Origin of the sequence: Synechococcus sp. CCAP 1479/10 (assembly GCF_019038515.1) — a bacterium.
Lineage (GTDB): Bacteria > Cyanobacteriota > Cyanobacteriia > PCC-6307 > Cyanobiaceae > Cyanobium.
Window position 1 is genome coordinate 51,287 of sequence record NZ_JAFKRJ010000004.1, and the last position, 23,498, is coordinate 74,784.

A 23,498-nucleotide genomic window follows, 5' to 3' on the forward strand; every position below is an offset into this window, starting at 1 on the left:
TTGGAGATGGGTGCCTTGCACCCGGGCTGCCTTGCCCTTGCTCAAAGGTTGAAATGAGACTTTACCACCCTGCCGTAATCGTCGTCGAAACGCTCGATGTCCTCCTCCCGCAGCTCCTCGCCCAGCTGCACCTCGATGATCTCCAGGTCGGTGGCTCCGGCCGACGCCCGGTGCAGGCCGCCCCGGGGGACGAACAGGGTGGCGCCGGGGCAGGCGGTGATCGAGCCGCCGTCGACTTCCATCACCCCTTCGCCCGTCACCACCACCCAGTGTTCGCTGCGCTGGCGGTGGCGCTGCAGGCTGATGCGTTGCCCCGCCGTGATCCGCAGACGCTTGACGAGGTAGCCGGGGCCGGTGGCGAGGGTCTCGAACCATCCCCAGGGCCGCTGGGTCCGCTCAGTCATCGCATTGCTCTCCTGAAATCGCAGGCAGAGACACTGTCAGCGGGTCCGGAACGATGGCGGCGGGAGGGGGCGAGGCGGATGGGAAAAAAGACTGACCGGAACCACCTGGGGCCAGGGAATCCATGGGGTTGTCCCTGTCGACCTCGGGGCACCTGAAAGGTTTGATCCGGTGGGGCCGGTTCGCACCTTCGTGACGATGCAGGAGGGCATTCCTCAAGGGGGGACTCGAGGAATCAAGGGGCTCCCGAAAAGGGAGAGATCCCAGCGGTGGAGACTATTGGAGCAGGGGCTCCGGTGAGTTCGGCCCGGGGGAACCGCGCCGATGGACGAAGTATGGAACAGGGGTCGGAGCTGCCTCCGTGCGGTTCACTTTTCGTAGACACATTGCCGGCTGTGGCGATGAATGAAGAAGCCTTACGGCTCCTCCCCGGCCGCGGGCCCGTCCTCCCCGGCGCTGAGCAGCAGGGCCCCCTGACGCGCCCGGGTCAGGGCGGTGTAGAGCAGCCGCCCGTCGCGGTCGCCGCCGCTGGGCAGCAGCACGATCACCTCCTCGGCTTCGCTGCCCTGGGCCTTGTGGACCGTCAGGGCCAGGGCCGGCTCGGCGGCGCCGCCCAGCTGGCCGGGGTGGATCCAGAGCGGCTCCCCCTCCCCGTCCCCGAACAGCAGGCGTGCCGAGGGCCCGGGGCCGCCCACGAGCACGCCCACATCGCCGTTGGCCAGGTCCAGTTCCGGCAGGTTGCGGCGGCAGAGGACGGGGGTGCCCGGGGGGAGATCCTGAAGATCGCCGTCCCGCCGGCCCCCCAGCAGGGTCCGATGGATCGCCTCCAGACCCCAGCGGCCCTGGCGCTGGGGGGCCATCACCAGCAGGCGGTCCCGCTCGGCCAGCAGCGCCCGGCATCCCTGCTCGGAGCCCGGCCGGCAGCGCCCCGCCACCCGGGCCAGCTCGGCCTGGTGGCGGCGCAGCCGCTCCAGCAGCTCCGCCGGCAGGGTCCGGGGGGAGCAGGGGCGCCACTGGAGGTTGTCGGTGCTTTCCAGGGCCTGCAGCAGCGGGCGGATGGCGGCGATCGGATCCGGATCCTGCGGGCCGGCGGCGGCCCCCAGCCCCTGGCGCAGGGCGGCGGCCACGGCGGCGATGGCCCCGGCGTTGCGGTAGGTGGTGGTCAGGGTGATGGCGGCGTCCCCCAGCCGGTGGCGGTGTTCAGGCCGCTGCAGGTCCTCCAGCACGGCCCCGGGGGCGATCGGCGGCAGCTGGGCCGGGTCGCCCACCAGCACCAGCCGACAGGTGCTGGGCAGGGCCTCCAGCAGGGCCCCCATCAGACCCAGATCCACCATCGAGACCTCATCCACCACCAGCAGATCGAGGTCGAGGGGCCGGCCGCGGTGGCGGCCGAAACGGTCGCCGCGGCTCTCCAGCAGCCGGTGCAGGGTCGTGCAGGGAAGGGTGCCGCCGGTGGCGGTCCGCAGCCGGCCCGCCGCCTTGCCGGTGGGCGCCGCCAGATGGACGCGGGCGTCGGGCTGGCTTGCCCGCTGGGCCGCGATCATCGCCGCCACCGTGCTGGTCTTGCCGGTGCCGGGTCCCCCCTCCAGCAGCACCAGTCCGTGGCGAAGCACCGCCGCCACCGCCTGTCGCTGCCGGTCATCGAGGCGCCGGGGGGCGCCGGGCTCCGCAGCGCCGGGAGCCGCAGCCCCTGGAACCTCGCGCACGCGGCCCGGCTCGACGGCCCCGGCGCGAGCGATCAGGGCCTCGATCACCGCCCGCCGCTGCCGCTGCCAGCGGCCCCACTGCAGCCGATCCCCATCCAGGGCCAGGGGCCCGTCCGGATCGCTGCAGAGCGGACTGGCCGCCAGGGCCTGGCGGTGCCCCTCCGGCCAGGGTCCTTCGCTCACCTCCGCCGGTCTCGGACCCCGCAGGTCCAGCTCCAGCTCGCCCCGGGCCAGGGCCGCGGTGAGGGCGGCGATCAGCTCGCCGACCAGGGGATCGGCAGGGGTGCCGTGCAGACGGGGCAGGGCTTCGGCCAGGCCGAGGGCCAGGGCTGCCACCCAGGGCTGGGGCGTGGGGAAGAGGGGGTCTCTCATGGCGCCCCCTCGCCGGCGCCGGTCGCGGCCTGGCCGCCCAGGGCCCCGTTGAGGGCCAGGAGCCTGCCCAGGGGCGGGCGCTCCACGAACATGCCCGGCACCGCTCCGCCTGGGGCCTGTGCCCCCGCTGCTCCGGGTGCCCCGCGCAGGAAGACGTAGGCGTACCCCCCCAGATGGCGCTCGGGGTCGTAGCCGGGCAGGCGCCAGGCCAGGTAGCGGTGCAGGGCCACCAGGTAGAGGTGGGCCTGGAGGGGGTAGTGGCTCTGGGCCATCAGGGCGGCCATCGCCTCCCGGCCGTAGTGCCGGGGGCCGCAGGCCAGGGGTCTGCCCTCGCCGTCCCGCCGGCCCAGCCAGTTGCTCTTCCAGTCGGCCACCCACCAGCGCTCCTGGCCATCGGCATCCATGGCGGTGAAGATCAGGTCGATCGAGCCGGTGAGGAAGCCGCGGCTGGCCACCGGCAGGCTGCCCACGGTGGCGGCGTAGGCGGCACCGAAGGCGCCGCCGGGATGATCCCTGAAGGCCGCCGCCAGCTGCGCCGCCCTGGCGAAGCCGAGGGTCAGGTCGAAGCTGAGTTCGTTGAGCCGGCGCTCCAGCCCGAGATCGGCCACCCGCAGGGACCCCAGCCCGCCGCCGAAGGGGGTGAGGCGCACCTGCTCCAGGCCCCGCAGCAGCGGCTCCAGGTCTTCCGCCTCCAGCCCGGCCCGGCGCAGCTCCCGCTCCACCAGCTCCCGGCTGGCGGGCGAGTCGGTGGGAACCCGGTAGTCCAGCTGCTCCAGCATCCGGTGCAGACAGTCCCCGGCCCCCGGGCCGCGGGCGAAGCCGGCCAGGGGACCCTGCTCTGGCCACAGGGCCGCGTCGGCTCCTTCCGGAGCCTCGCCTTCGGGGCTGGGATCGCTGGTGTCGCGGCCCTGGTCGAGGGTCGCCTCCGAGACGCCGGCGCCGTGGGCGGAGCGGGTCCAGCCGGTGTAGCTGCTGCGGCTCCAGCTCGTGTCCAGCGTGCGCCGGGGCACGGGCCCGCAGCGCAGGGCATCGACCGCCGCCGGTGCCGGCGCCAGCGTCCGCGGGGCGCCCGGCTCCGCGGCGACCTGGTGCAGCTCGAGCCCCAGGGCCCGACGCCCGATCTCCTCCTCCAGCCGCAGGAGCCAGTCCCCGTCGCTGCGCCCGCTGATGGGGGCATCGTCCTCGGGGTCGGGCAGGGGGTCGCCTGGGAAGAGCCAGGGGTACAGGGGGTTGGCCTGCTGGCCCTTCGCCGGCCCCCAGGCGAGCAGCAGCAGGTGCTGGGCCCGGGTGACGGCCACGTAGGCCAGCCGCTCCCGCTCGGCCCGTTCCGCATCCCGGTGCTGGCGCAGCGCCGGCCATCCCCGTCCCCAGGCAGGACGGAGGTGGAGGTCGAGGTGGGCGCCGGCGCCGCCGGGCGGATGCCAGCGGAGGCCCACCCGGTGGCCGCCGGCGGGGGGAGTGCCGGCCGCCTGCCACAGGTAGGGACAGATCACCACGGGGAACTCCAGTCCCTTGCTGCGGTGCACCGTGATCACCGTCACCGCCTCGTCGGCCTTGTCGCTGTGGGCCTGGTGCGACTCCGGGATGGTGCCGCTGGCCCGGGTCTGGTCGAGACGCAGGCGCCGCAGCCAGTCGGCGGCGGCCGCCAGGGAGAGCCGTTCGACGTGCAGTCGCTCCTGGAGCAGTTCGGCCACCTGCTGCAGGTCGGCCAGCAGCCGGCCGCTGACGCTCAGCCGGGCCAGCCCCTCGCCGTCCACCAGCCGCGACAGCACCCCGAGCGGTCCCTGATGGGGCAGGTCCCGGGCCAGGGCCTGGAGCCGGCCGGCCAGTTCGCTCCACTCGGCCGGAGCGGCTTCGGCGATCCGCCGCGCCGACCAGCCGAGCAGGGGGGAGGCGGCCAGCAGCCGCAGACGGCCGGGATCGGCGGGATCGGCCAGGGCATCGAGCAGCCGCTGCAGGGCGGTGGCGGCCGGGCTGGCGAACACGTCGGCCTTGCTCACCAGTCGGCTGGCGATCTGGCGCCGCTCCAGGGCGCTGCGCAGTTCCTCCGCCTGGCGGTGGTTGTGCACCAGCAGGGCGATGTCGCTGGCCCGCAGGGGGCCGGGTGGCCGCCCGTCGCCCACCGCCAGGGCGGGGGCCTGCTCCAGCAGCTCCAGGACGGCGTCGGCCACCAGGGCGGGCAGGCGGTCCTCCAGGCCACCCCGGCTCGGCAGGGAATCGCCCGCCCCCCGATCGCCCCCCAGCCAGAGCAGGCGCACCGGCGCCATGCCGTCGGGTCCGCTTCGCCGCGAACGGGCCAGCACCGCCGGCACCGGCAGACCGGAGCGGGGCAGGCCCGCCGGTGCCATCAGGCCGTTGAGGCTCCCGATCAGCGCCGGAGTCGAGCGGCGGTTCTCCTGCAGCGCCAGCACCCGCGCCGCGCTGCGGCGGGCCAGCCGGTAGGTGTCCAGGTCACCGCCGCGGAAGCGGTAGATGGCCTGCTTCGGATCCCCCACCATCACCAGCAGGTGGGCGTCGCCGGGGAAGGCCAGCCGCAGGATCCGCCACTGGACCGGGTCCGTGTCCTGGAACTCATCGATCAGGGCGGCCCTGTAGCGCTGTCCCACCGCCCGCAGCAGGGGGGTGGGGGCGGTGGCGTCCGGGCCGGGGTCGAGGCCCTCCAGCAGCTGGGCGAAGCCGATGCTGCCGCTGCGGGCCCGGCGCCGGGCCAGCTCCGCCCGCCCCCAGTGGCAGCCATGCAGCAGCACCGCCTCCGCCGGGCCTTCCCGCAGGGCGGCCACCGCCTCCAGGAGCCCATGGCCGGGCAGCCGGATCTCCCGCTCCGCCCCTTCCGCCTTGCGGGCCGCCCGGCAGAAGGGCTCGGGATGGAAATAGGACCCCAGTTCCTTCTGGGCCATCAGGGCGGCGTAGCTGCCCCCCTCGGGCTGCTCGTCAAGCCAGACGTCGACCAGCTCGCTGCGATCGCTTCGGGGCCTGACGGCATAGGGCGTGGTGGCGCTGGCCCCGGCGGCCCGCCATTCAGCAGCGGCGGCGCGGAAGGCCTGCTCCAGGTCCCGGCCCCCGTCCGACCAGGACTGCCGGAACCGTGCCCAGGGCTCCTCCCACAGCGCCCCCAGCTGCTCCGCCAGCGGCCGCTCCAGGCCCAGGCCCGCCGGCAGGGGATCGAGGGCCAGGCCGGGGTCGCCATCGAGCAGCAGCAGCAGCCTCTCCAGATCCCCCAGGCCGATGCGCTCCGCCAGCCCCTCCACCAGGTGCAGGGGAAGGGCCAGCACCTGCTGCTGCCAGTAGTCGTGGGCGACCTGGCGCACCAGGTCGGCGGCGTCGGTCTCCAGCGTCAGCTCAGGGGGGCGGGCGGCCTCCATGGCGTGGCGCCGCAGGGTGCGCTGGCAGAAGCCGTGGATGGTGGTGATGTCCGCGGCGTCGAGCTCCTCGAGGGCCAGCAGCAGCAGGCCCTGCACGGTGGCGCGGGCGCCACTCTCCCCGGGCTGGCGCTCCAGCCATTCGGCCAGCACCGGATCGGGCGCCGCCCAGCCGTCGGGGGGCTGGAGGCCGGTGAGGGCCTGCTGGAGCCGGCGGCCGATGCGATCGCGCAGTTCCGCCGCCGCCGCGTTGGTGTAGGTCACCACCAGCAGTTCCCGCAGGCCGATCCGCTTCTCGGCCAGGAGCCGCAGCACCAGATGGGCCAGGGCGAAGGTCTTGCCGGTGCCGGCGCTGGCCTCCAGCAGCACGACGCCGTCATCGAGGCTGACGTTGTTGGCCTCGAAGCGCTCGGGCCCGGAGGTGCCGTCGGCGGCGACGGTCATCGCTCCACCTCCGCCGCCAGCAGGGGGGAGAAGAGGTCGCTCGCCAGGGCCAGGACGTCCGGCGTCAGCAGATCGTCCGCCGCAAGGCCAGGGCCGAAGCAGGCTTCCATCTCGGCCCGATCCCGCTCGCCGGCGTGGAAGCCGGAGCCTTCCCAGGTGCCGGCGGCCCGGGCCCGTCCCTGGCCGGGTTTCCTGCGCTCGCCTGTCACGTGGCTCCAGCCCGTCTCCGGCGGCACCGGCCATCCCCTGCTGCGCCACTGGCGCTGCAGGCCGGCCAGCCGCTCCAGTTCATCCCGTGCCGCCTCCGGGTCCGGTGCCGTGAGCTCCATCACCGGCACGTAGCCATCGCCGTCCCGGGCGATCAGCACCCCTCGGCGCGGGGCGGGACCGGCGGCGCTGGCCAGCAGGAGCTGCAGCCAGAGTTCCAGCCGGTGGCTGACCCGGGCCTGGGCCGTGTGCGCCAGCACGACGGCCTCGCCCCGCCAGGGGACCGCGGCCTGCCAGGGGCCCCAGTGGTGGCTGGCGCGCCGGGGCGGGCCGAGGGCCTCCAGGGCGTTCACCAGGCCCGTCCAGCGGCGCTGCAGCAGCTCCGCCTCCATGGCGCCCGCTGCCCCTGGCGGCAACAGGCCCTGGCCCCGGTGCCGGTCGAGCCAGTCGGCCGCCTCAAGGGGGGCCTCCCCGCCGGTGTCCGCCTCGCTGAGGGTCGCCCGCAGCAGGGACGAGCGCTCCCTCTCCCCCAGGGCCAGGGCCTCGAGGTCGTCCACCCGCTTCTCCCACTCCCCGGGCCGCAGGCCCAGGGACCGCAGCCAGTGCGTCTGGGGTGCCACCAGCCAGTCCCGCAGGTCGGCGTAGGCCTCGCTCTCGCCTGCGGGGGGAGCCTCCCGAGGGGTCGCTCCGGCCAGCAGCGCCGGTGGCGGTGTCGGCCGATCGCCGGCCAGGCGGCGCACCGCCTCCAGCAGCCGCCGGTCGCAGCTGGGGGGCTCCCGCCCGCGGGCGGGCAGGAAGTTGCGCCGGTCGAGGGGGTTGGCGGCGTGCTCCACCAGCAGCTGCCCCATGGCCTCCGCATCCAGCGGGCCGGCCAGCCACTGCAGCCATTGGCCCACCGGTCCGGAGGGGGGCAGGGCGGCGCCGGTGCGGTCGTCGCGGCAGCTCCAGCTCAGCAGCAGATGGTCCCGGGCGGAGAGCAGGGCCTCCATCAGCACGTAGCGGTCCTGGTCGGCGGGGTGGGGATCGCCGAGCTGGCGCTGGCCCTCCATCAGGTGGAAGGCGGGCCGGTCGCCGGGCCGGGGAAACAGGCCCGCATCCAGCCCCATCAGCACGATCACCCGGTAGGGAATGGCCCGCATCGGTTCAAGGGCGCTGATGGTGAGGGCGCCGCTGCGGTGGCCGAAACGGCCGCTCTCGGCCCCGAGCAGCTCCCGCAGCGCGGCCGCCGCCACCGGCGCCTCCAGGGACAGGGCGCAGGGACCGGCGGCCGTCTGCCAGGCGTCGATGGCCCCCATCAGCTCGGGCCGCTCGCCGGCATCGTCGTCGGTGTCCCCGAAGAGGTCATCGATCAGCCGTCGCAGCCGCTCTGCCCAGACACCCACGGTGCCGCCCCGGCGCAGCTCCGCCAGCCAGTGGCGCAGCCGCCCCAGCAGGTGCAGCCAGCGGCCGGCCAGCTCCAGGGGCACCCCCCCCTCCCAGGGGGCGGTCTCCCCGGGCGCCAGGCCCGCATCGGCGGGCAGCACCAGGCCGAGCAGCAGCCGGTCGATCGTCCAGCCCAGGCTGTGGCAGGGCGGGTCCTTCTCCTGGCCGTCCAGGCCCCAGCGGAAGCCCGCCTCCTGCAGCGCCTCCACCAGGCGGGTCGCCTCGGCCAGCTCGAGGCCGAACCGCTCCAGCAGGGGCCGGCAGCCCAGCAGGGTCTCCAGGCCGGTGGCGGTCAGCCGGGTGCCGGCCAGCTCCAGGAGCAGCAGCAGGGTGCTGCCCATCCCCGCCCCGTCCTGTTGGCTGCGGTCGGTGAGGCGCCAGGGGAGTTCCACGTCCGTGGCGTGGCCATCGCCGAACACCGAAGCCACCAGGGGGGCGAATCCGTCGATGTCGGGCGTCATCACCAGGATGTCCCGCGGTTCAAGGCCGGGGTCGGCCGCCAGGAGCTGCAGCAGTCGGTCGCGCACGATCTGCACCTGGCGCAGCCGGCCGGGACAGGCGTGGAACTCCAGGGAGTGGTCCTCCGGATCCATGGCCAGCGAAGGGATCCTGTCCGGATCGGCCAGCTGCTCCTGCAGCTGGGCCAGCAGGGGGGGGCGGGTGGTGCCGGCGGCGGCCGCGAAGAAGAGGTCGCGCTCCTGCTCCTCCCCCAGCTGGGCTTCGCCGGTGCCCTCCAGCAGCTGCTGGAACTCCCCCCCCAGGCGGCCGAAGCGGGCCTCCAGCCCCGGGGCCTCCAGCAGCCAGGCGGCGTCGAGCGGCTGGCGCAGGGCCAGGGCGTCGCTCAGCTCCCGGCGGCGCTCGCCGCAGCGCTGCCAGAGATCGCGGCAGGGCGTCAGCAGGTAGAGGTCCACATTCCGGTGCCGGCTGAGGGCCTGCAGGAGCTGCACCTGGATCGGCGCCATGCTGCTCAGGCCGAAGAGTCGCAGGGGGGCGCCGCCCGCGTCGGGGCAGGGGCCGCCGCGGCGCAGCCGGGCGATCAGCTCCTGCACCCGGCGGCCGAACGGTTGGGCGCCCAGCTCCGCCAGCAGGGCGCGGTAAAGGAGGGGCTGCCAGAGCTGGCTGTCGGGCAACGCCCGGCCGTGGCCATCGATCGCCTGCCCGCCCTCCCAGGCCCGCAGCAGCTCGGGCCGGTAGAGGGCGTAGTCGTCGAAGGCATCGGCGATCGCCCGCCCCAGCTGCCAGTGGCCCAGTTCCAGCCGGGCTGCCGACCCCCTGTCGGCGAGCCAGCGGCGCAGCGGCTCCCCTTCCGGTGCGGCAGCGACCGCCGGCAGCAGGCCCAGCAGGGGCCAGACGAGCCGGTCGGCACGCCAGGGATCGACGGTCCCGGCCGTGGGAGCCTCGCCGGCGGGGGACAGCAACTGGTCGACCAGCTGGCGCAGGTGGCTGCCCGGGAAGGGAAAGCGCAGGTTGGCGGCGATGCCGCCGAGGTGTTCGGCCAGCTGCTCGCCGAGCCAGCGGCTGGTGGGCCAGGTGTTGACCACCACCTGGACCTGCTCGAACGGATCGGGAGGGTACAGGCGAAGCTGGGCAGCCAGCAGGCGGGCCAGGACCTCGGCCCGGTTGCTGCGAAAGACCGTCAGCAAAGGGGCGGGCTCAGAGGGCGCGGCTCATCGCCGAGCCGGGGGATGGGGCCGCCATCGGGCTGCCCGCCGCTGCCCCGTTGCTGACCTGGCGGGTCTGCCGCGTTTCGGGGCAGTAGGCGGTGAGGTCGCCGCCGTAGCAGGCACCGGTGTCGAGCAGGACGATCGAGCCCACGCGCCGCAGGCCTGGACCTGGCGTGTGGCCGACGATCACCTCGCCGAAGCGGTCGTCGTAGGCCTGCCAGAAGGCCAGCCTGACGTTGAGGTCGGGCTGCCAGGTGCGGGGATCGAAGCCGGCATGGGTGGCCACCCAGCCCTGACCCCAGTAAGCGAGGGGCAGCTGGTCGAGGCGGTCGCGCCACAGGCGGCAGCGGGCCGCTCCGAGCTGGCGGTAGGTGTCGTTGCCATTCAGGTCGGGACGGCCGGGCGCCAGGCCCGTGTCGAGCTGACGCACCAGGTCCCGCTCATGGTTTCCTTTCAGCCACACCGCCCGCTGGCGACGCACCAGGTCCCAGACCAGTTCCATGGACTCCTCGATGCGGGAGCCGCGGTTGATGACATCGCCGCAGAACACGAGTCGATCGCCGGCCGGCAACTGGACCAGAAGGCGTTGCAGAGCTTCCGCACATCCATGCACATCGCCGATGACCCAGTGGTGGGGTGGGCGGTGATGGGGTGGACGCCGGTCCGGGAACGTCATCAAGAAGGATGCTTCCCCCCAAGTGTTGCCTCTGGAGTGGGCTTCTGTCACCCCCGCCGGCGCCGGCGGGCCTCCAGCGCTGATACGGTGCGCCCTCGGTGCACCCTGGAGGCAACGGGCGATGGACCTGAAGAATCTGCCGGTCACCCAGCGCGTCAACGCCCTGGTGAAGGCCCTCGACGGGGCGAAGCGCACCAACGAGGCCCTGGCCCGCTGCAGTGACGGCGAGCAGATGCTGGACGTGCTTCTCGATGCCTCTTCGCGGCTGGGGCTGGGTCTGACCCGCTGGGAACTGCAGAACACGCCGCCGATCCGGGACTGGATCTGGTGGAAGAACAAGGAAGCCCCCCTCACCATCGGCGACAGCAAGCCGCGCTACCAGCAGGACGGCGGCCAGGGCAAACCCCGTCCGGCGGCATCGGACCAGGAGGATGGTCCCGACGCGCCCCGGCGCCGTTTCCTGGGCCTGTTCTGAACTGCCGCTCCGGCGCCCGCCCCCGCCGCCGCCCCAGGGTCAGCTCAGGGTGGCCAGCGGGTCGGGAATCGTGGCGCTGGGGGCCTCGAAGCTGCCCACGGCCACGAACTCCAGCCGCAGCTTCATGAAGGTGATGAACTTCTCGTCGGTGGATACCACCGCCGCCGCCGGCCTCGGCACGGCGGCCAGGCCGGCGGCCAGCTCGGGAGCCTCCAGGAAGGCGGGGCGCTCCAGGAGCCAGAAGTCGATGGCCTTGTCCTTCTCGGCGTAGTTGCGCCGGCGCTCGCGCAGCACCTCTTCCAGGGGTTCCTCCTCAAGCAGGAAGGCACGGCTGGCGGCGACGAAGTGGTAGCGGGTCATGGCGGGAGGGGCCTCAGGGCTGGCGGTCGCCGAACAGCGGGTCGCGGCGGGGATTCTGCACCAGCGCCCGCATCTGGCGCACCGCCTCCTGGAGACCGACCACCAGGGCGCGGGCCACGATCGTGTGGCCGATGTTCAGTTCCTCCATCCCCTCGATCGCGGCGATCGGTTCGACGTTGTGATACGTGAGGCCATGGCCGGCATTGACCCGCAGGTCGAGCCCCCGGGCGATGGCGGTGGCTTCGGTGATCCTGGCCAGCTGGAACGGCTGCTCCCCCCAGGCGGCCTCGGCATAGGCGCCGGTGTGCAGTTCCACCCAGCGGGCGCCGCAGTGGCGGCAGGCCTCCAGCTGGGCGTCGTCGGGATCGACGAACAGGCTGACGCCGATGCCCGCCTCCATCAGGCGCCCCGTCAGGGGCGCGAGGCTCTCCACCTGTCCGGCCACGTCCAGGCCTCCTTCGGTGGTCACCTCCTCCCGGCGTTCCGGCACCAGGGTCACCATGTCGGGCCGGACCCGCAGGGCGATCGCCTCCATCTCGGCGGTGGCGGCCATCTCCAGGTTCAGCCGGGTGCGGACGGTGGCCCGCAGCAGCTCCACGTCCCGGTCCTGGATGTGGCGCCGATCCTCCCGCAGGTGCACGGTGATGCCGTCGGCGCCGCCCAGCTCGGCCAGCAGGGCGCAGCGCACCGGATCGGGCTCGACGGTGCGGCGGGCCTGTCGCACGTTGGCGATGTGGTCGATGTTGACCCCGAGGCTGGCCATGGGCGGCAGGTGGCTGAAGCGATCCTGGTCGCACCGTATCGGTCGCCGGGGAGCGGCCGCAGGCCCAACTGCCCGCCGCCGGCCTTCAAGGGGGGGATCCAGCCCCTAGCGTCGACATCGACGTTCTGCCGGATCGAGAGTGTTGGCGGCGCAGACGCCCTCCGGACCAGGCCTTTCCCCGGTGATCAGCCGGCGGGAGCGTTCCCTCTGCAACGGCATCAGCCCCTGGCTGTCCCCGGTGGCGATGGTGGTCACCATCGATCTGGCTCTCCAGGGCTATTTCAGCGAGCTGACGGTGCTCGATCGCGAGAACCTGCCCCGCGACGGAGCCGTGCTGCTGGCCCCCACCCACCGGGCCCGCTGGGACGCGCTGATGCTCCCCTGGGGGGCCGGCCGCCGGGTCACGGGCCGGGACTGCCGCTTCATGGTCACGGCCGATGAGATGAAGGGTCTGCAGGGGTGGTTCTTGCACCGTCTCGGCTGTTTTCCCGTCAACCAGGGGCGCCCCACCCTCGCCAGCCTGCGTTTTTCCGTCGAGCTGCTGGCCTGCGGACAGCAGTTGGTGGTGTTTCCCGAGGGCCGCATCCGGCGCGAGGACGGCCCGATCCGCCTGCACCAGGGGCTGGCCCGCCTGGCCCTGCTGGCCGCCAGCCAGGGGGTGGAGGTGCCGGTGGTGCCGGTGGGCATCGCCTACGGCCACGCCGATCCCAGGCCCGGCGACCGGGCCGCCCTCTGTTTCGGCCGCCCGCTGCGGGCGGAGGGTCAGGGTCGCCAGGCGGCCCTGGACTTCAGTGCCGAGCTTGCCGCCGCCATGGAGTCGGCCGAGCAAGCGGCCCGCGCCGTGGTGGGTCGCCCGATCGACTCCCCGTAAAGTTCGGCCGTTACCCGTCAGGCGTCGACGTGATCAGGCCTTCCGCCGTTTCTTCCCTTCGATCCGCCCGGCCATCGGGCCTGGCCGGGGTCTGCGGCAGCTGCCTGGCCCTGCTGGCCCTCGCCCAGCCGCTCCTGCAGCCGCCGGCCCGGGCCCAGGCCACCCCCCAGACGGTCCAGCCCGCCGGCACCGATCTCAACCTTTCCTCCGTGAAGACCCTCCTGGCCAGGGGTGATGCGGCGGTGGCCAGCGGCAACCTGGCCGAGGGCCGGCGCCTCTACGACCTGGCGCGTGACGCCAGCCGTCGCCTGCTCGGCTTCTACCGCGACCTGAGCGGCTCCTTCCGCGGTCTCGACGCCCGCATCCCCCGCGAGATGGACGACAAGGGGCGGGAGGCGCTGACGCTGCTGGCCGAGTCCAACCTGCGGCTGGCGGCCCTGTTCCGCCGCCAGAACGAGCCGGAGGTGGCGATCCCCCTGCTGGTGGAGGTGGTGAAGATCATGACCCCCACCAACGAGGGCGGCCGCAAGGCCTACCAGCAACTGGTCGAGCTGGGTTTCGTGATCACCCCCTACACCGCGCCGGGATCGACCGCCGGTGGGTGATCGTCCTTAGATTCCAGCCTTCCGTCATCTCCCCGATCCCCGCCGCCATGGTGCAACCGGAGCAGGTCAAGGACGCGATCCTGCGCGCGCTCCCCGATGCCGCCGTCGAGGTGGAGGATCTCACCGGGGGTGGCGATCACCTGCAGGTGAGGGTGGTATCCGGTGCCTTCGCCGGCCTCAACCGGGTGCGCCAGCACCAGCTCGTCTACGGCGCCCTGCGCAGCGAGCTGGCCAGCGAGGCGATCCATGCCCTGGCGCTGCAGACCTCCCTTCCCTCCTGACGTTCCCTTCCGCGATTCCGACCATGGATGCCAGCACCCGTCAACGCATCGACGCCCTGATCAGCGCCAGCCCGGTGGTGGTCTTCATGAAGGGCAACAAATTGATGCCTCAGTGTGGATTCTCTAACAACGTCGTCCAGATCCTGCAGTCGCTCGGTGTGCCTTTCGAGACGTTCGACGTCCTCTCCGACATGGAGATCCGCCAGGGAATCAAGGAATTCTCCGACTGGCCCACGATCCCCCAGGTGTATGTGAAAGGGGAGTTCCTGGGCGGCTCGGACATCCTGATCGAGATGTACAACAGCGGCGAGCTGCGCGAGAAGCTGGAAGTGGCCCTGGCCTCCTGAGGTCCCGCTCCCGCCGGTCTGACGGCGGCCCGGTTGTCCGCAGCCGCTCAGTAGCGGCTGCGCTCCATCAGCACGCGGGGCTGGCCGTCGGGCCCCAGGAAGCTGGACGGGTCCTGGATCCAGCGGTCGATCAGCTCCTCCAGCCGGCGCTGGGAATGGTGGTCCAGCACGGCCGTACGGCGCAGGGCATGCAGGTAGCCGTCCGCATACAGCCGCAGCTCGGAGGGTCCGTGGTGGCGATCGGACAGGGCCTGGCAGGCATCACACAGGGACTGGAAGTGGCGGATCGCGTCGGGGTGTTGGAGTGCTGTCATGGCTGGGGTCGGGCCCCGGGCGTCATTGTGGCGGCGAAAGCCGGCAGATGGCACCATCCTGCCGTGCCGGGACCGTCATCCGGGAGCGGACAGTTGACAAGGCATCGCCCGTCACCGGCGTCTCCGCACATTTCCAGTTAGCGTTGACACACTCAATCGGCTGTCGGCACTTCCGCTTCTGATTTCATCGTGATGCCGAGGAGATGCCCGTGCCCCAGGACAAGCTGACTGATCCAGGAGGAACGCCTAGGAGAGTTCTCGTTGTGGACCCCCACGCGACCCTCCGCACCGTCCTCGCCCAGCGTCTGCGTCAGGATGGGCACTTGGCCGCGGCCGTCGCCACCGCCCGCGAAGCCCTGGAGATCTGCCAGGAGCAATCCCCCGATCTGCTGGTGAGCGCCGAGCTGCTCGAGGAGACCTCGGCCCTGCGCCTTGCCGCCCAGCTGCACTGCCAGGTGATGGTGCTCACCGCCCGCTCCGGCTCGGAGCCCGTGGTGGCCCTGCTCGATGCCGGCGCCGATGACGTGCTGCGCAAGCCCTTCGGGCTTGAAGAGCTGGCGGCCCGCTGCCGCACCCTGCTGCGCCGCAGCGGCAGCGGCCTCCAGGAACGGGTCTGTGTGGGCCCCCTCGAAGTCCACCTGCTGCTGCGCCAGGTCACCCTGCGCGACCAGCCGGTGGAGCTCAGCCCCCGGGAATTCGCCCTGCTCTGCGCCCTGCTGATGCCCCCGGGGGTGGTGCGCAGCCGCCAGGAACTGCTGCGCATGGCCTGGCCCCCCTTCAGCGGCGGCCCCCGCTCGGTCGACACCCAGGTGCTCACCCTGCGCCGCAAGCTCGAACAGGCCGGCCTCGGCGAGGGCGGCGCCATCGAAACGATGCGGCAGCAGGGATACCGATTCAGCCTCGACACCCTGCCCGAGCTCAGCGAGGAAGCTGCCGGCGCCGCCGGCTCGGGTCTGCTGGTCACCTCCCCCGGCAGCTCCTCCCGCCTCAACTAGGCCCTGGCCCGACAGGTAGGTAGGACCTGCTCAGGCGGGCCGCAGGATCAGGGCCGCAGCTTCCCCCGCCAGCAGGAGGCCGCAGAGCAGGGCCAGCAGCCGGTAGGTCCAGGGCGGGCTGATCCGGCCGATGCCCTTGGTGGCGATGCCGGTGGCGGCGCTGAAGCGATCCAGGAAGTCCTCGAAGCGGGCCACCCGCTGGGGCAGCAGCCAGGCGGCGCCGCTGCGATCCCCCTGCTCCCCCGCACTGCGCACGTAGTAGACCCTGCCCCCCTGGCTGGTGGTGACCGGGCTGAGGGCGGTGATGCGATCCCAGGGCAGCTGCCAGCCGCGGCGCAGCAGCCAGGAGCACCAGGGGGGATGGCCCACCCGCAGTTCCCTCTCGTCGAGCTCCACCCGCTCACTGGTGATGGCGACCACCAGCAGCAGGCCGGCGATGGCGGCCAGCAGCAGGGGCAGACGCAGGGACCCTGGCGCCAGCACCGGCAGGGGCAGGACCAGGGCCAGGTAGAGGGCCAGCAGGGTGAACCGGATCAGCGGCGCCATCGGATAGCGCTGGGCCGTCGGGGTGGGGCTCATCGGTCCTCGGGGGATCCGGGCAGGGGCTCGATGACCTGGGCGGGCTGGTAGCGGCCTCCGAACACCTCCGCCTCCCGCCCCTTCCAGAACTCGCCCAGCCGCATCAGGTCGGCGTGGGCCTCCCCGAGTCGTTCGACGTACTCGTTGGGCTCCATGGTGTCCTTGGCCTCCTTGAGCTTGCTGAGCCGCAGCAGGTGCCAGACCCAGGGCTTGGCCATCTCGCCACGGGCCTCCAGGTAGCGCGCCAGGTCGGAAGAGCTGGGAGTCGGAGCCGCCATGGACACGCAACAAATGTTTACACAGTTTACCGGCGCCCCTGCTCCGGCGTGGCCGGCCGGCCGGCCGCTGTCAGTAGAGCTCGGGCCGCAGGTCCTCGTGGTAGCGGGTGGCGGCGGGGTGGGTGGGCCCGTACTCGCCGGGCCGGCAGTCGGCGATCAGCAGGGTGGCCTCGGGCCGGGCCGCCGCCAGCACATCGCCATGGGGGCCGCAGATGACACTGTTGCCCAGATAGGCCGCCATCACCCGTCCGTTCACCGTCTCCTCGCCGCAGCGGTTGGCGTAGGCCACGAAGCAGCCGTTCTGGAAGGCATGGGCCGGGATCAGGGTGCGGGACACGTCCGGGTAGGGCCGGTCGGTGCGCTCACCGGTGCTCAGCTCGGCCCAGACATCGGCGGCCGTGGGGATCAGCACCAGCCGGGCCCCCTCCAGCGCCAGGCGCCGGGTGAGCTCGGGGAACTCGGCCTCGTAGCAGTTGAGCAGGCCCACCCCCACCCCGTTCACCGGCTGGACCGTGAACGCCGCCCCCTCCTCGGGATGGCGGTAGCCGGCACTCCAGCAGCGCTTCTCGTCCGGTCCCCAGAGGTGGGTCTTGCGGTAGTTGCGCAGCAGCGCGCCGTCCCGGTCAAACAGGGCGATGGCGTCGTAGAAGCGCTCCTCACCGGCCACGCTGGCCCGTTCGGCGTAGGGACAGGCCACCGCCAGGCCATGGCGGCGCGCCGCTGCGGCCACCCGCCGCAGGCTGGGGCCATCCACCGGCTCGGCCAGCTGCCGCACGATCGACGGGGTGACGATGTAGCCGCTCAGATAGAGCTCGGGGAAGGCCAGCAGCTGCACCCCGTGGCCCGCCGCCAGCCCGCAGACCTGCTCGAGGCGCTCCAGGTTCTCTTCGACGGCGTCGGGGGTGCCGGCGCTGCCGCTCCCCTGCCAGATCCCCAGCCGCAGGCCCTCGCCGGCGGCCGGCGGCTGCGGCCGCACGACGCAGTGCAGGCGGTGATCGGGAACCATGGGGTGCTTCACGCCGGCAGGTTCCAGGGGTTGAGGCCCAGGTCGGCACCGATGCGGTGGGCGCAGGCGAAGCCGCTGAAGGCCACCGCATTGAGGCCCTGGCCGGGGAAGCAGGAATCCCCCACGCAGTAAAGGTCGGGGATGGCGGTGCGGTTGAAGGGCATCGGCAGCAGGCCGGGCAGCCGCAGGGCCGGAACCGGCCCATAGCTGCCGCCGTGGCGGCCCAGGAAGCGGCGGTGGCTGCGGGGCGTGCCGATTTCCCGGTGGGTGATCGCCCCCTCCAGCCCCGGCAGGATCGCTTCCAGGCGGCGGATCAGGCGGGTGGCGGCGGCCTCCTTGGCGGCCCGATAGGCCCCCGGGGCCAGCCCCTGCCAGGCGCCCATCTCCGAGGGGGTGAAGGTGTGCACGATGTGGCGGCCGGCCGGGGCCAGGGAGGGATCCAGCAGGGTGGGGATCGAGACGAAGATCACCCCCTGCTCGGCCTCCATGTCCTCCCAGCGCTCCAGCAGCAGGTGGTGGACATGGCTGCCCGGGGGGATCGCTTCGGCCCGCACCCCCAGGTGCAGGGAGAGGAAGGAGGAGGAGGGCCGGTAGCGCCGCCGCCAGGTCTGCTCGGCCGCCGGGGTGTGGGCCTCATCCACCAGGGAGCCGAAGGTGTCCCAGCGGGTGGCGTTGCTCACCACCCGGCGGGCGCGGATCTCCTCGCCGCCGGCGAGCTTCACCCCCACGGCGTGGCCGTTCTCCAGCAGCACCTTCACGACCCGCGAGCGGTAGTGGATGGCGCCGCCATGGCGGCGCAGGCCCGTCACCAGTTTCTCGGCGATCACCCCGACGCCGCCTCTGGGGTAGTTGATGCCGCCGGCGTGGCGATCGGAGAACACCATGCCGGCGTTGATCATCGGGGTGCGATCGGCGGGCATCACCGACCAGCAGAAGCACTCCATGTCGATGAACTTGAGCAGGGCCGGATCACTGATGTGCGCCCGGGCCACGGCCCCCACGTTCACCGGCAGCCAGCGGGCCAGCCCCAGGCAGGCCAGGGGCGCGCGGAAGAACACCTTGGCCAGGTAGGCGGGGTCCTCCAGCGACAGCAGCGGCATCGCATCGAGGCAACGGAACACCTGCCAGCAGGTGTCGTAGAAGGCGCGGATCCCCTTGGCCTCATGGGGGAACAGGGCGGTGAGATCGGCCAGAAAGCGCTCGTAGTCGCGGTCGACCGCCACCGACAGGCCGCCGGGCAGGTGGTAGGCCAGCTGGGCCGGGTCGGGGATCGTCTCGCAGTGCTCGCCCACATCGGCCAGGGCGCGGGTGAGCAGGTTGGTGTGGCCCTGGGTGCCGAAGCCGAAGATCATCGAGGCGCCGACGTCGAAGGTGTAGCCCTCGCGCCGGAAGCTGCCGCCGCTGCCGCCGGGGATCAGGTAGCGCTCCAGTACCAGCACCGAGGCCCCCTTGGCCGCCAGCTGGCTGGCGGTGACCAGCCCGCCGATCCCCGAGCCGATCACGACGACGTCCCAGGGGCGGCCATCGGCCGCGGTGAGGGGGGTGGCGGCGGGGGAAGGGACGGTGACGGTCACCGGAACCAGGCGAACGGGAGCGGCCCGACCCTAGGAAGCGGCCTGGCTCCGGGGGGCGGACCGGCTTAGCCCGCAGCCATCGCCACCGCCGAAGTTGCAGCCTGGCGTTGTGCGTCCCAGGCGGCCAGGTCCGCCAGGGCCCGATCGCGGTAGGCGCCATAGCGGCGGCGTTTGTCACGGATGCGCTCCGGCAGCTCCGGCATCAGGCCGAAGCTGGGGGGCATGGGCTGGAAGCCCCCCTTGCGGGCACCGTGGCTGCGCTCCTCATCCGAGATGAAGCCCAGCAGGGCACCGGCCATGGTGGTGGCCGGCAGGCTCAGGGGCGGCAGGCCCCGCACCAGGCGGACGGCATTGGTGCCGGCCAGCCAGCCGCCCGCCACCGCGGCGGCGTAGCCCTCGGTGCCGGTGATCTGGCCGGCGGCCAGCAGGGTGGGCCGCTGGCGGAACTGCAGGGTGGGCTGCAGCAGCTCGGGGGACTCCAGGAAGGTGTTGCGGTGCATCACCCCGAAGCGCACGAAGGAGGCGTTCTCCAGGCCTGGGATCATGCGCAGCACCCGCTGCTGTTCGCCCCATTTGAGGTTGGTCTGGAAGCCGACGAGGTTCCAGAGCTGGCCGTCCCTGTCCTCCTGGCGCAGCTGCACCACCGCATGGGCCCGTTTGGCGCGGCGCACGTCGCGGTCGTGGAGGTCGCCCCAGCGCGGATCCCAGAGACCGATCGGCTTGAGCGGGCCATAGCGCATGGTGTCTTCGCCGCGGCGGGCCAGCTCCTCGATCGGCAGGCAGCCCTCGAAGAAGGTGGCGCTCTCCTGCTCGAAATCCTTCAGCTCCGCCTTCTCGGCCTCCAGCAGGGCGGTGCGGAAGGCGAGGTACTGCTCCCGGTCCATGGGGCAGTTGATGTAGTCGGCGTCGCCCTTGTCGTAGCGGCTGGCCCGGAAGGCCACCGACAGATCGATGCCTTCGCCTTCCACGATCGGGCTGGCGGCATCGAAGAAGTGGCAGGACTCCCGGCCGGTGAAGCGCAGCAGGTCCTCGGCCAGGGCGGCGCCGGTGAGGGGCCCGGTGGCCAGCACGGCGATCTCCTCCGGGTCGGGCAGCGCCAGCTGCTCGCAGCGCTCCACCGTCACCAGGGGATGGGCCTCAACGGCGGCCGTGAGGGCGGCGCTGTAGCGGCCCCGATCGACGGCCAGGGCGCCGCCGGCGGGCACCGCATGGACATCGGCGGTGCGGATCACCAGCGATCCCAGTCGCCTGAGTTCCTCCTGGAGCAGGCCGGCGGCCCGGTCGGGGGAGAGGGAGCCGAAGCTGTTGCTGCAGACCAGTTCGGCAAAATCGCCGCTGTGGTGGGCCGGGGAGGGCCGCACGGGCCGCATCTCCACCAGCCGCACCGGAATCCCGGCCTCGGCGATCTGCCAGGCGGCTTCGGTGCCGGCCAGGCCGGCACCGATGACGACGACCATCAGGCGCGGGCGCGCTTGAGCATCAGTTGCAGCTGACCCACGGCGGCGCGGCCGATGTTGAAGGCGGCCCAACCCACGGCCAGGAGGATCGGAGCAGCGACGAGCAGCAGCCGGAGGTCCATGGCGGGGGAGGGGAAAACGTTGGCGGGATCCTAACGGAGTCCAGCGTGAACCTCCGCCAGCTGGCGATAACGATGCGCATGCTGGCGCTGGGCCTCGATCGCGGCGGGATCCAGCTGGCGTTTCACCACCGCCGGAGCCCCCATCACCAGGGCGCCGGCGGGCACATCCCGGGTGACCACCGCGCCGGCCGCCACGAGGGCCCCGGCCCCCACCGTGACGCCGTTGAGCACGATGGCGCCGATGCCGATCAGGCAGCCGTCCTCCAGCGTGGCGCCATGGACCACGGCCCGGTGGCCGATGGTCACGTCGGCGCCAATGGTCACCGGCTGGCCCGGATCCCCGTGCAGCACGGCGCCGTCCTGCACGTTGCTGCCTTCCCCCACCCGGATGGCGCAGACATCCCCCCGGGCCACGACGGTGGGCCAGAGGCTGGCGCCTGCCGCCAGCTCCACATCGCCGATCACCACAGCCGACGGGGCCACCCAGGCGGCGGCGTCGATGCGGGGGGCGTCCCAGCGGCTGGGCCAGTGGTCAGGGCTGGTCATGGGGTGTGGCCTCAAACGGGGGTCAGGGTGCGGCGGCCGGTGGGCTTGGAGAGGGTCACCGCCGGGTGATAGCTTCCCCAGCGACGGGTCGCTAGCTCAGCGGTAGAGCATTCGGCTTTTAACCGACTGGTCCTGAGTTCGAATCTCAGGCGACCCATCCCAACCACCGCAGGAGACCCCAGCCAAACGCCGCTTTGCAGCAGTGGGCTGGGTTATCGGTAGGCCTCGCTCCGGTGGCTGACTCCGACCACCAGCACGACAAGCTGCGCATCTTCGATCAGGCAGATCACCCGGTGGTCGCCGACCCGGTAGCGCCATAGGACGGACAAGTTTGCCGTCAGGGCCTTGCCTCTCTGACGCGGATCCTCGGTCTCCTGCAGGAGCCGGTTCATGGACCGCAAAAGGTTCTGCGCGGTCGAGCGATCCAGCTTCTTGAGCTGGCGCCTGGCCGTTTCAGAGATCCGAAGTGTCCAGGCCAAGTTCTTTCACCACCTCGTTGAGGCTGTAGGTCCTTTCCTGTCCCAGGCGCATCCGTTCCACGGCTGCGGCTCCGAGGTAGGCATCCTCCAGGTCGTCCAGGCCCTGCTCGATCAGCTCCCGCAGATAGAAGGCCTTGGTCCGCCCCGTTTCGGAGGCCAGCCGATCCAGCCGCGCCTCCGTCGCAGGGTCCAGACGAACGGAGGTGGCCATGGAGTCATGTGAATGTGTGTATTCAGCCTAGCTGCACCATCCCGCAGCGAACCCCCTTGAGCACGGCCTGCAGGCGGTTGTTGACCCCCAGGGTCTGGAGCAGACGTTTGGTGTAGGTGCGGGCCGTGGCGTCGCTCACCACCAGCTTCTGGGCGATCTCCCGGTCGCTGAGGCCGCTGGCCAGCAGGTCGAGCACCTCGTACTCCCGCGGCGTCAGCCGCGGACAGCTGAGGTAGGGGAGCTTGCCGGAGCGCAGGGAGGGGCTGCGGTAGGAGTGGTGTCCCATCACGGCGATCACGGCGGCCTGCAGGGGCCGCTGGTCATCGACGATGTCGGCCTCGGCCACCACGGCCTCCAGCCAGGGGGCGTGCTCGTACTCCGCCGGAATCACATCACCGAGGGCCAGCATCACCACCTTGAGGTCGGGATAGAGCTCTTTGGCCCGCCGGGTGAGATCGAAGCCGTTGCCGCTCTCCAGGTGATCGGTGCAGAGCAGCAGGTCGTAGGGCTGCCGCTGCAGATAGTCGAGGCAGCCCTGCTCGTGGGTGATGGCGCAGCCGATCAGGCTGCGGTCGCTGATGCTCTCGCAGAGCGCCCGCAGCAGGAAGCGGCCCTTCATGGCGATCGCCACCTTTCCTCCGGAAGCCACTGAAAGCAGCACCGCATCGAAGGTGTTGCCCTCCAGGCTGCCCAGGAACGGCGTGAGATCCATGGTGGCCAGGCCATCCAGGTCTCTCTCATCATCCGTTCCCGAGGGCCGGGATCAGAAGCGGAAGCTGGTCTTCACCAGTCCGCCCAGCTGCCGGAACGTGGTGCCGGGGGTGGTGTCCTGCCCCAGGGGCCGGCTCAGATAGAAGAGGGCCGGCGTCACGCTGATGTTGTCGGTGACCTGCCACTTGTACCACCACTCCCAGGCGAAATTGCCGTCCTGGGGTGTCTGGCCGTCGGCCAGGGCCGAGGCGAAGATGGGCTGGCCCACCGCCATGCCGAGGGCGTTGCCCTTGACGAAGGCGTCGTCCCACTGCAGGCCCACCATCCACGACTGGCTGGTGCGCAGGGCGCCGGGAGCCTGGGCGGTGTCGTAGCTGGTGCCGTTGATGCCCCAGCCCAGGCTGATGGAGGGAATCCAGCCGGAGTTGGCCGGCTGCCAGTAGCCGCTGACGCCGAAGGCATCGGTGCGGCTGTTGGGGTTGGCCTCGAAGGCGAGGCCGGTGAAGGGGGTGGTGCCCGGCACCCCGACGCCCGACTGGATGCGGGAGTAGATCGCCGCCAGGCCCCACTGCTCCTTCGCGTAGCCGATCTGCACCGTGCCGGTGCCGGCCGAGGCCACGGTGCCGATGCCGCCGATGTTGGGATCCCCCACATCACCGTTGGCGGCCACGTAGTTGGCGCTGATGCTGAAGCCGCCCTGCTGCCACCAGAGGCCGGCCCCCGGGCCGAGGTTCTTGTTGTAGGCCGCCGGGGCGCCGTTGAGGGTGAACAGGTTGAGGATCGTGTCGGAGGGGTAGGCACTCGGCCAGAGGGCGAGCATGTCCTCCTGGCCCACCCGGCCGCCGAAGGTGGCGGTGAACTGGCTGCCGATCGGGAACTGGTAGAAGATCTTGTCGATCGCCACCACGTCGCCGCAGTCGACGCCGATGCCGCAGTCCTCCTGGAACGCCGTCTCCAGGGTGGAGAGCCCACCGGTGGGACCGGCGCCGCCGAAGGCGGAATCGGCGAAGTTGCCGGCCCGCAGGATCGTGCGCAGCAGGTCCTTGCCGCTGAAGCTGGTGTCGAAGCTCAGCTGGATGTCGTAGCTGAAGGTGGTGGCCCCCACGGCGGCCCGGGCGGCATCGACGTTGGCGGTGTCGCTGCCCGAAAACGCATTGGCACCGATCACGAAGGTGGCCTGGCCGCTCAGCTTGGTGGTGGTGGAGAACTGGGTGGCCTCGAGCTCACCCACCTTGGCCTCCAGGCCATCCACACGGCCGCGCAGCACGGCGA

At 72.3% G+C, this 23,498-nt stretch carries 25 protein-coding genes and 1 tRNA gene; 7 read left to right on the top strand and 19 right to left on the bottom strand.

Translation table 11 applies throughout. The features are described from left to right. Positions 1–41: 41 nt before the first annotated feature. From KUG39_RS01290 to KUG39_RS01310, 5 genes are all read right to left on the bottom strand, one after another. Complete coding sequence (locus KUG39_RS01290) at positions 42–404, bottom strand: phosphomannose isomerase type II C-terminal cupin domain (RefSeq protein WP_094584137.1); 363 nt, start codon at positions 402–404, stop codon at positions 42–44. A gap of 414 nt (positions 405–818) precedes the next feature. Then, positions 819–2,480, bottom strand: coding sequence for an ATP-dependent DNA helicase (locus KUG39_RS01295; protein ID WP_216912233.1), 1,662 nt, complete (start codon positions 2,478–2,480; stop codon positions 819–821). Then, positions 2,477–6,283 (bottom strand): UvrD-helicase domain-containing protein, encoded by a 3,807-nt coding sequence (locus tag KUG39_RS01300; RefSeq protein WP_216912235.1) that lies wholly within the window; start codon positions 6,281–6,283, stop codon positions 2,477–2,479. The genes KUG39_RS01295 and KUG39_RS01300 overlap by 4 nt, the downstream gene beginning before the upstream one ends. Continuing rightward, on the bottom strand, positions 6,280–9,555 hold the full coding sequence (locus tag KUG39_RS01305; protein ID WP_216912237.1) for an exodeoxyribonuclease V subunit gamma: 3,276 nt from the start codon (positions 9,553–9,555) through the stop codon (positions 6,280–6,282). The genes KUG39_RS01300 and KUG39_RS01305 overlap by 4 nt, the downstream gene beginning before the upstream one ends. A gap of 10 nt (positions 9,556–9,565) precedes the next feature. After that, positions 9,566–10,147, bottom strand: a complete 582-nt coding sequence (locus tag KUG39_RS01310; protein ID WP_502988627.1) for a metallophosphoesterase — start codon at positions 10,145–10,147, stop codon at positions 9,566–9,568. Positions 10,148–10,373: 226 nt separating this feature from the next. Between KUG39_RS01310 and KUG39_RS01315 the strand changes: the two genes are divergently transcribed. Beyond that, positions 10,374–10,727, top strand: coding sequence for a hypothetical protein (locus KUG39_RS01315; protein ID WP_190609744.1), 354 nt, complete (start codon positions 10,374–10,376; stop codon positions 10,725–10,727). Between the two features lie 39 nt (positions 10,728–10,766). On the opposite strand, the gene KUG39_RS01320 is transcribed toward KUG39_RS01315, so the two are convergent. Continuing rightward, complete coding sequence (locus KUG39_RS01320; RefSeq protein ID WP_190609743.1) at positions 10,767–11,087, bottom strand: MgPME-cyclase complex family protein; 321 nt, start codon at positions 11,085–11,087, stop codon at positions 10,767–10,769. Between the two features lie 13 nt (positions 11,088–11,100). Beyond that, positions 11,101–11,850, bottom strand: a complete 750-nt coding sequence (locus KUG39_RS01325) for a pyridoxine 5'-phosphate synthase (protein ID WP_216912241.1) — start codon at positions 11,848–11,850, stop codon at positions 11,101–11,103. 142 nt (positions 11,851–11,992) lie between these two features. Between KUG39_RS01325 and KUG39_RS01330 the strand changes: the two genes are divergently transcribed. From KUG39_RS01330 to grxD, 4 genes are read left to right on the top strand one after another with little or no spacing between them, the layout of a single operon-like run. Further along, positions 11,993–12,721 carry a lysophospholipid acyltransferase family protein gene (locus KUG39_RS01330; protein WP_286192839.1) on the top strand — a complete coding sequence of 243 codons (729 nt, stop codon included), beginning with the start codon at positions 11,993–11,995 and terminating at the stop codon, positions 12,719–12,721. Positions 12,722–12,750: 29 nt separating this feature from the next. Next, entirely contained in the window at positions 12,751–13,326 is a 576-nt protein-coding gene (locus tag KUG39_RS01335; RefSeq protein WP_190609742.1) for a hypothetical protein, read from the top strand. 47 nt (positions 13,327–13,373) lie between these two features. Further along, positions 13,374–13,607, top strand: a complete 234-nt coding sequence (locus tag KUG39_RS01340; RefSeq protein ID WP_190545371.1) for a BolA family protein — start codon at positions 13,374–13,376, stop codon at positions 13,605–13,607. A gap of 23 nt (positions 13,608–13,630) precedes the next feature. After that, a complete protein-coding gene (gene grxD, locus KUG39_RS01345; protein WP_094584148.1) occupies positions 13,631–13,954 on the top strand; it encodes a Grx4 family monothiol glutaredoxin in 324 nt (107 codons plus the stop codon). 47 nt (positions 13,955–14,001) lie between these two features. Here grxD and KUG39_RS01350 read toward each other — a convergent pair whose 3' ends face one another. Continuing rightward, positions 14,002–14,268 carry a DUF6761 family protein gene (locus KUG39_RS01350; protein WP_216912243.1) on the bottom strand — a complete coding sequence of 89 codons (267 nt, stop codon included), beginning with the start codon at positions 14,266–14,268 and terminating at the stop codon, positions 14,002–14,004. Positions 14,269–14,471: 203 nt separating this feature from the next. Here KUG39_RS01350 and KUG39_RS01355 point away from each other — a divergent pair, with 203 nt between their 5' ends. Beyond that, on the top strand, positions 14,472–15,263 hold the full coding sequence (locus KUG39_RS01355) for a response regulator transcription factor (protein ID WP_216912245.1): 792 nt from the start codon (positions 14,472–14,474) through the stop codon (positions 15,261–15,263). Positions 15,264–15,293: 30 nt separating this feature from the next. On the opposite strand, the gene KUG39_RS01360 is transcribed toward KUG39_RS01355, so the two are convergent. The 7 genes from KUG39_RS01360 to KUG39_RS01390 form a co-directional block, all read right to left on the bottom strand. Next, entirely contained in the window at positions 15,294–15,842 is a 549-nt protein-coding gene (locus KUG39_RS01360; protein WP_216912247.1) for a hypothetical protein, read from the bottom strand. Further along, positions 15,839–16,120, bottom strand: a complete 282-nt coding sequence (locus KUG39_RS01365; RefSeq protein ID WP_216912249.1) for a hypothetical protein — start codon at positions 16,118–16,120, stop codon at positions 15,839–15,841. The genes KUG39_RS01360 and KUG39_RS01365 overlap by 4 nt, the downstream gene beginning before the upstream one ends. A 70-nt stretch (positions 16,121–16,190) precedes the next feature. Next, entirely contained in the window at positions 16,191–17,126 is a 936-nt protein-coding gene (locus tag KUG39_RS01370) for a carbon-nitrogen hydrolase family protein (protein WP_216912257.1), read from the bottom strand. 8 nt (positions 17,127–17,134) lie between these two features. Then, positions 17,135–18,700: a carotenoid isomerase gene (gene crtH / locus KUG39_RS01375; protein ID WP_216912259.1), complete on the bottom strand. Its 1,566-nt coding sequence runs from the start codon at positions 18,698–18,700 to the stop codon at positions 17,135–17,137. 65 nt (positions 18,701–18,765) lie between these two features. Next, positions 18,766–20,157, bottom strand: a complete 1,392-nt coding sequence (gene trmFO / locus KUG39_RS01380; RefSeq protein ID WP_216912268.1) for an FADH(2)-oxidizing methylenetetrahydrofolate--tRNA-(uracil(54)-C(5))-methyltransferase TrmFO — start codon at positions 20,155–20,157, stop codon at positions 18,766–18,768. Beyond that, entirely contained in the window at positions 20,157–20,279 is a 123-nt protein-coding gene (locus tag KUG39_RS01385) for a photosystem II protein Y (protein ID WP_015108528.1), read from the bottom strand. The genes trmFO and KUG39_RS01385 overlap by 1 nt, the downstream gene beginning before the upstream one ends. A 30-nt stretch (positions 20,280–20,309) precedes the next feature. After that, positions 20,310–20,825: a gamma carbonic anhydrase family protein gene (locus KUG39_RS01390; protein WP_216912270.1), complete on the bottom strand. Its 516-nt coding sequence runs from the start codon at positions 20,823–20,825 to the stop codon at positions 20,310–20,312. An 85-nt stretch (positions 20,826–20,910) separates the two neighbouring features. Here KUG39_RS01390 and KUG39_RS01395 point away from each other — a divergent pair. Continuing rightward, a tRNA-Lys gene (locus tag KUG39_RS01395) sits at positions 20,911–20,982 on the top strand. 55 nt (positions 20,983–21,037) lie between these two features. Here KUG39_RS01395 and KUG39_RS01400 read toward each other — a convergent pair. The 4 genes from KUG39_RS01400 to KUG39_RS01415 all read right to left on the bottom strand — a co-directional run. Continuing rightward, positions 21,038–21,304 carry a type II toxin-antitoxin system RelE family toxin gene (locus tag KUG39_RS01400; RefSeq protein ID WP_094584157.1) on the bottom strand — a complete coding sequence of 89 codons (267 nt, stop codon included), beginning with the start codon at positions 21,302–21,304 and terminating at the stop codon, positions 21,038–21,040. After that, on the bottom strand, positions 21,279–21,515 hold the full coding sequence (gene relB, locus KUG39_RS01405) for a type II toxin-antitoxin system RelB family antitoxin (protein ID WP_216912273.1): 237 nt from the start codon (positions 21,513–21,515) through the stop codon (positions 21,279–21,281). Before relB ends, KUG39_RS01400 begins: the two co-directional genes overlap by 26 nt. Positions 21,516–21,537: 22 nt before the next feature. Continuing rightward, a complete protein-coding gene (locus tag KUG39_RS01410; RefSeq protein WP_094584159.1) occupies positions 21,538–22,227 on the bottom strand; it encodes a response regulator transcription factor in 690 nt (229 codons plus the stop codon). 51 nt (positions 22,228–22,278) lie between these two features. Beyond that, positions 22,279–23,498 (bottom strand): iron uptake porin (locus KUG39_RS01415; RefSeq protein WP_216912284.1); only part of this gene is annotated, 1,220 nt, incomplete at its 5' end.

What these genes read in the sequence shown, in the direction of transcription:
- KUG39_RS01290 (WP_094584137.1), bottom strand. Translation starts at nt 404, where the DNA reads ATGACTGAGCGGACCCAGCGGCCCTGGGGATGGTTCGAGACCCTCGCC.
- KUG39_RS01295 (WP_216912233.1), bottom strand. Translation starts at nt 2,480, where the DNA reads ATGAGAGACCCCCTCTTCCCCACGCCCCAGCCCTGGGTGGCAGCCCTG.
- KUG39_RS01300 (WP_216912235.1), bottom strand. Translation starts at nt 6,283, where the DNA reads ATGACCGTCGCCGCCGACGGCACCTCCGGGCCCGAGCGCTTCGAGGCC.
- KUG39_RS01315 (WP_190609744.1), top strand. Translation starts at nt 10,374, where the DNA reads ATGGACCTGAAGAATCTGCCGGTCACCCAGCGCGTCAACGCCCTGGTG.
- KUG39_RS01320 (WP_190609743.1), bottom strand. Translation starts at nt 11,087, where the DNA reads ATGACCCGCTACCACTTCGTCGCCGCCAGCCGTGCCTTCCTGCTTGAG.
- KUG39_RS01325 (WP_216912241.1), bottom strand. Translation starts at nt 11,850, where the DNA reads ATGGCCAGCCTCGGGGTCAACATCGACCACATCGCCAACGTGCGACAG.
- KUG39_RS01340 (WP_190545371.1), top strand. Translation starts at nt 13,374, where the DNA reads ATGGTGCAACCGGAGCAGGTCAAGGACGCGATCCTGCGCGCGCTCCCC.
- grxD (WP_094584148.1), top strand. Translation starts at nt 13,631, where the DNA reads ATGGATGCCAGCACCCGTCAACGCATCGACGCCCTGATCAGCGCCAGC.
- KUG39_RS01350 (WP_216912243.1), bottom strand. Translation starts at nt 14,268, where the DNA reads ATGACAGCACTCCAACACCCCGACGCGATCCGCCACTTCCAGTCCCTG.
- KUG39_RS01355 (WP_216912245.1), top strand. Translation starts at nt 14,472, where the DNA reads ATGCCCGTGCCCCAGGACAAGCTGACTGATCCAGGAGGAACGCCTAGG.
- KUG39_RS01360 (WP_216912247.1), bottom strand. Translation starts at nt 15,842, where the DNA reads ATGAGCCCCACCCCGACGGCCCAGCGCTATCCGATGGCGCCGCTGATC.
- KUG39_RS01365 (WP_216912249.1), bottom strand. Translation starts at nt 16,120, where the DNA reads ATGGCGGCTCCGACTCCCAGCTCTTCCGACCTGGCGCGCTACCTGGAG.
- KUG39_RS01370 (WP_216912257.1), bottom strand. Translation starts at nt 17,126, where the DNA reads ATGGTTCCCGATCACCGCCTGCACTGCGTCGTGCGGCCGCAGCCGCCG.
- trmFO (WP_216912268.1), bottom strand. Translation starts at nt 20,157, where the DNA reads ATGGTCGTCGTCATCGGTGCCGGCCTGGCCGGCACCGAAGCCGCCTGG.
- KUG39_RS01385 (WP_015108528.1), bottom strand. Translation starts at nt 20,279, where the DNA reads ATGGACCTCCGGCTGCTGCTCGTCGCTGCTCCGATCCTCCTGGCCGTG.
- KUG39_RS01390 (WP_216912270.1), bottom strand. Translation starts at nt 20,825, where the DNA reads ATGACCAGCCCTGACCACTGGCCCAGCCGCTGGGACGCCCCCCGCATC.
- relB (WP_216912273.1), bottom strand. Translation starts at nt 21,515, where the DNA reads ATGGCCACCTCCGTTCGTCTGGACCCTGCGACGGAGGCGCGGCTGGAT.
- KUG39_RS01410 (WP_094584159.1), bottom strand. Translation starts at nt 22,227, where the DNA reads ATGGATCTCACGCCGTTCCTGGGCAGCCTGGAGGGCAACACCTTCGAT.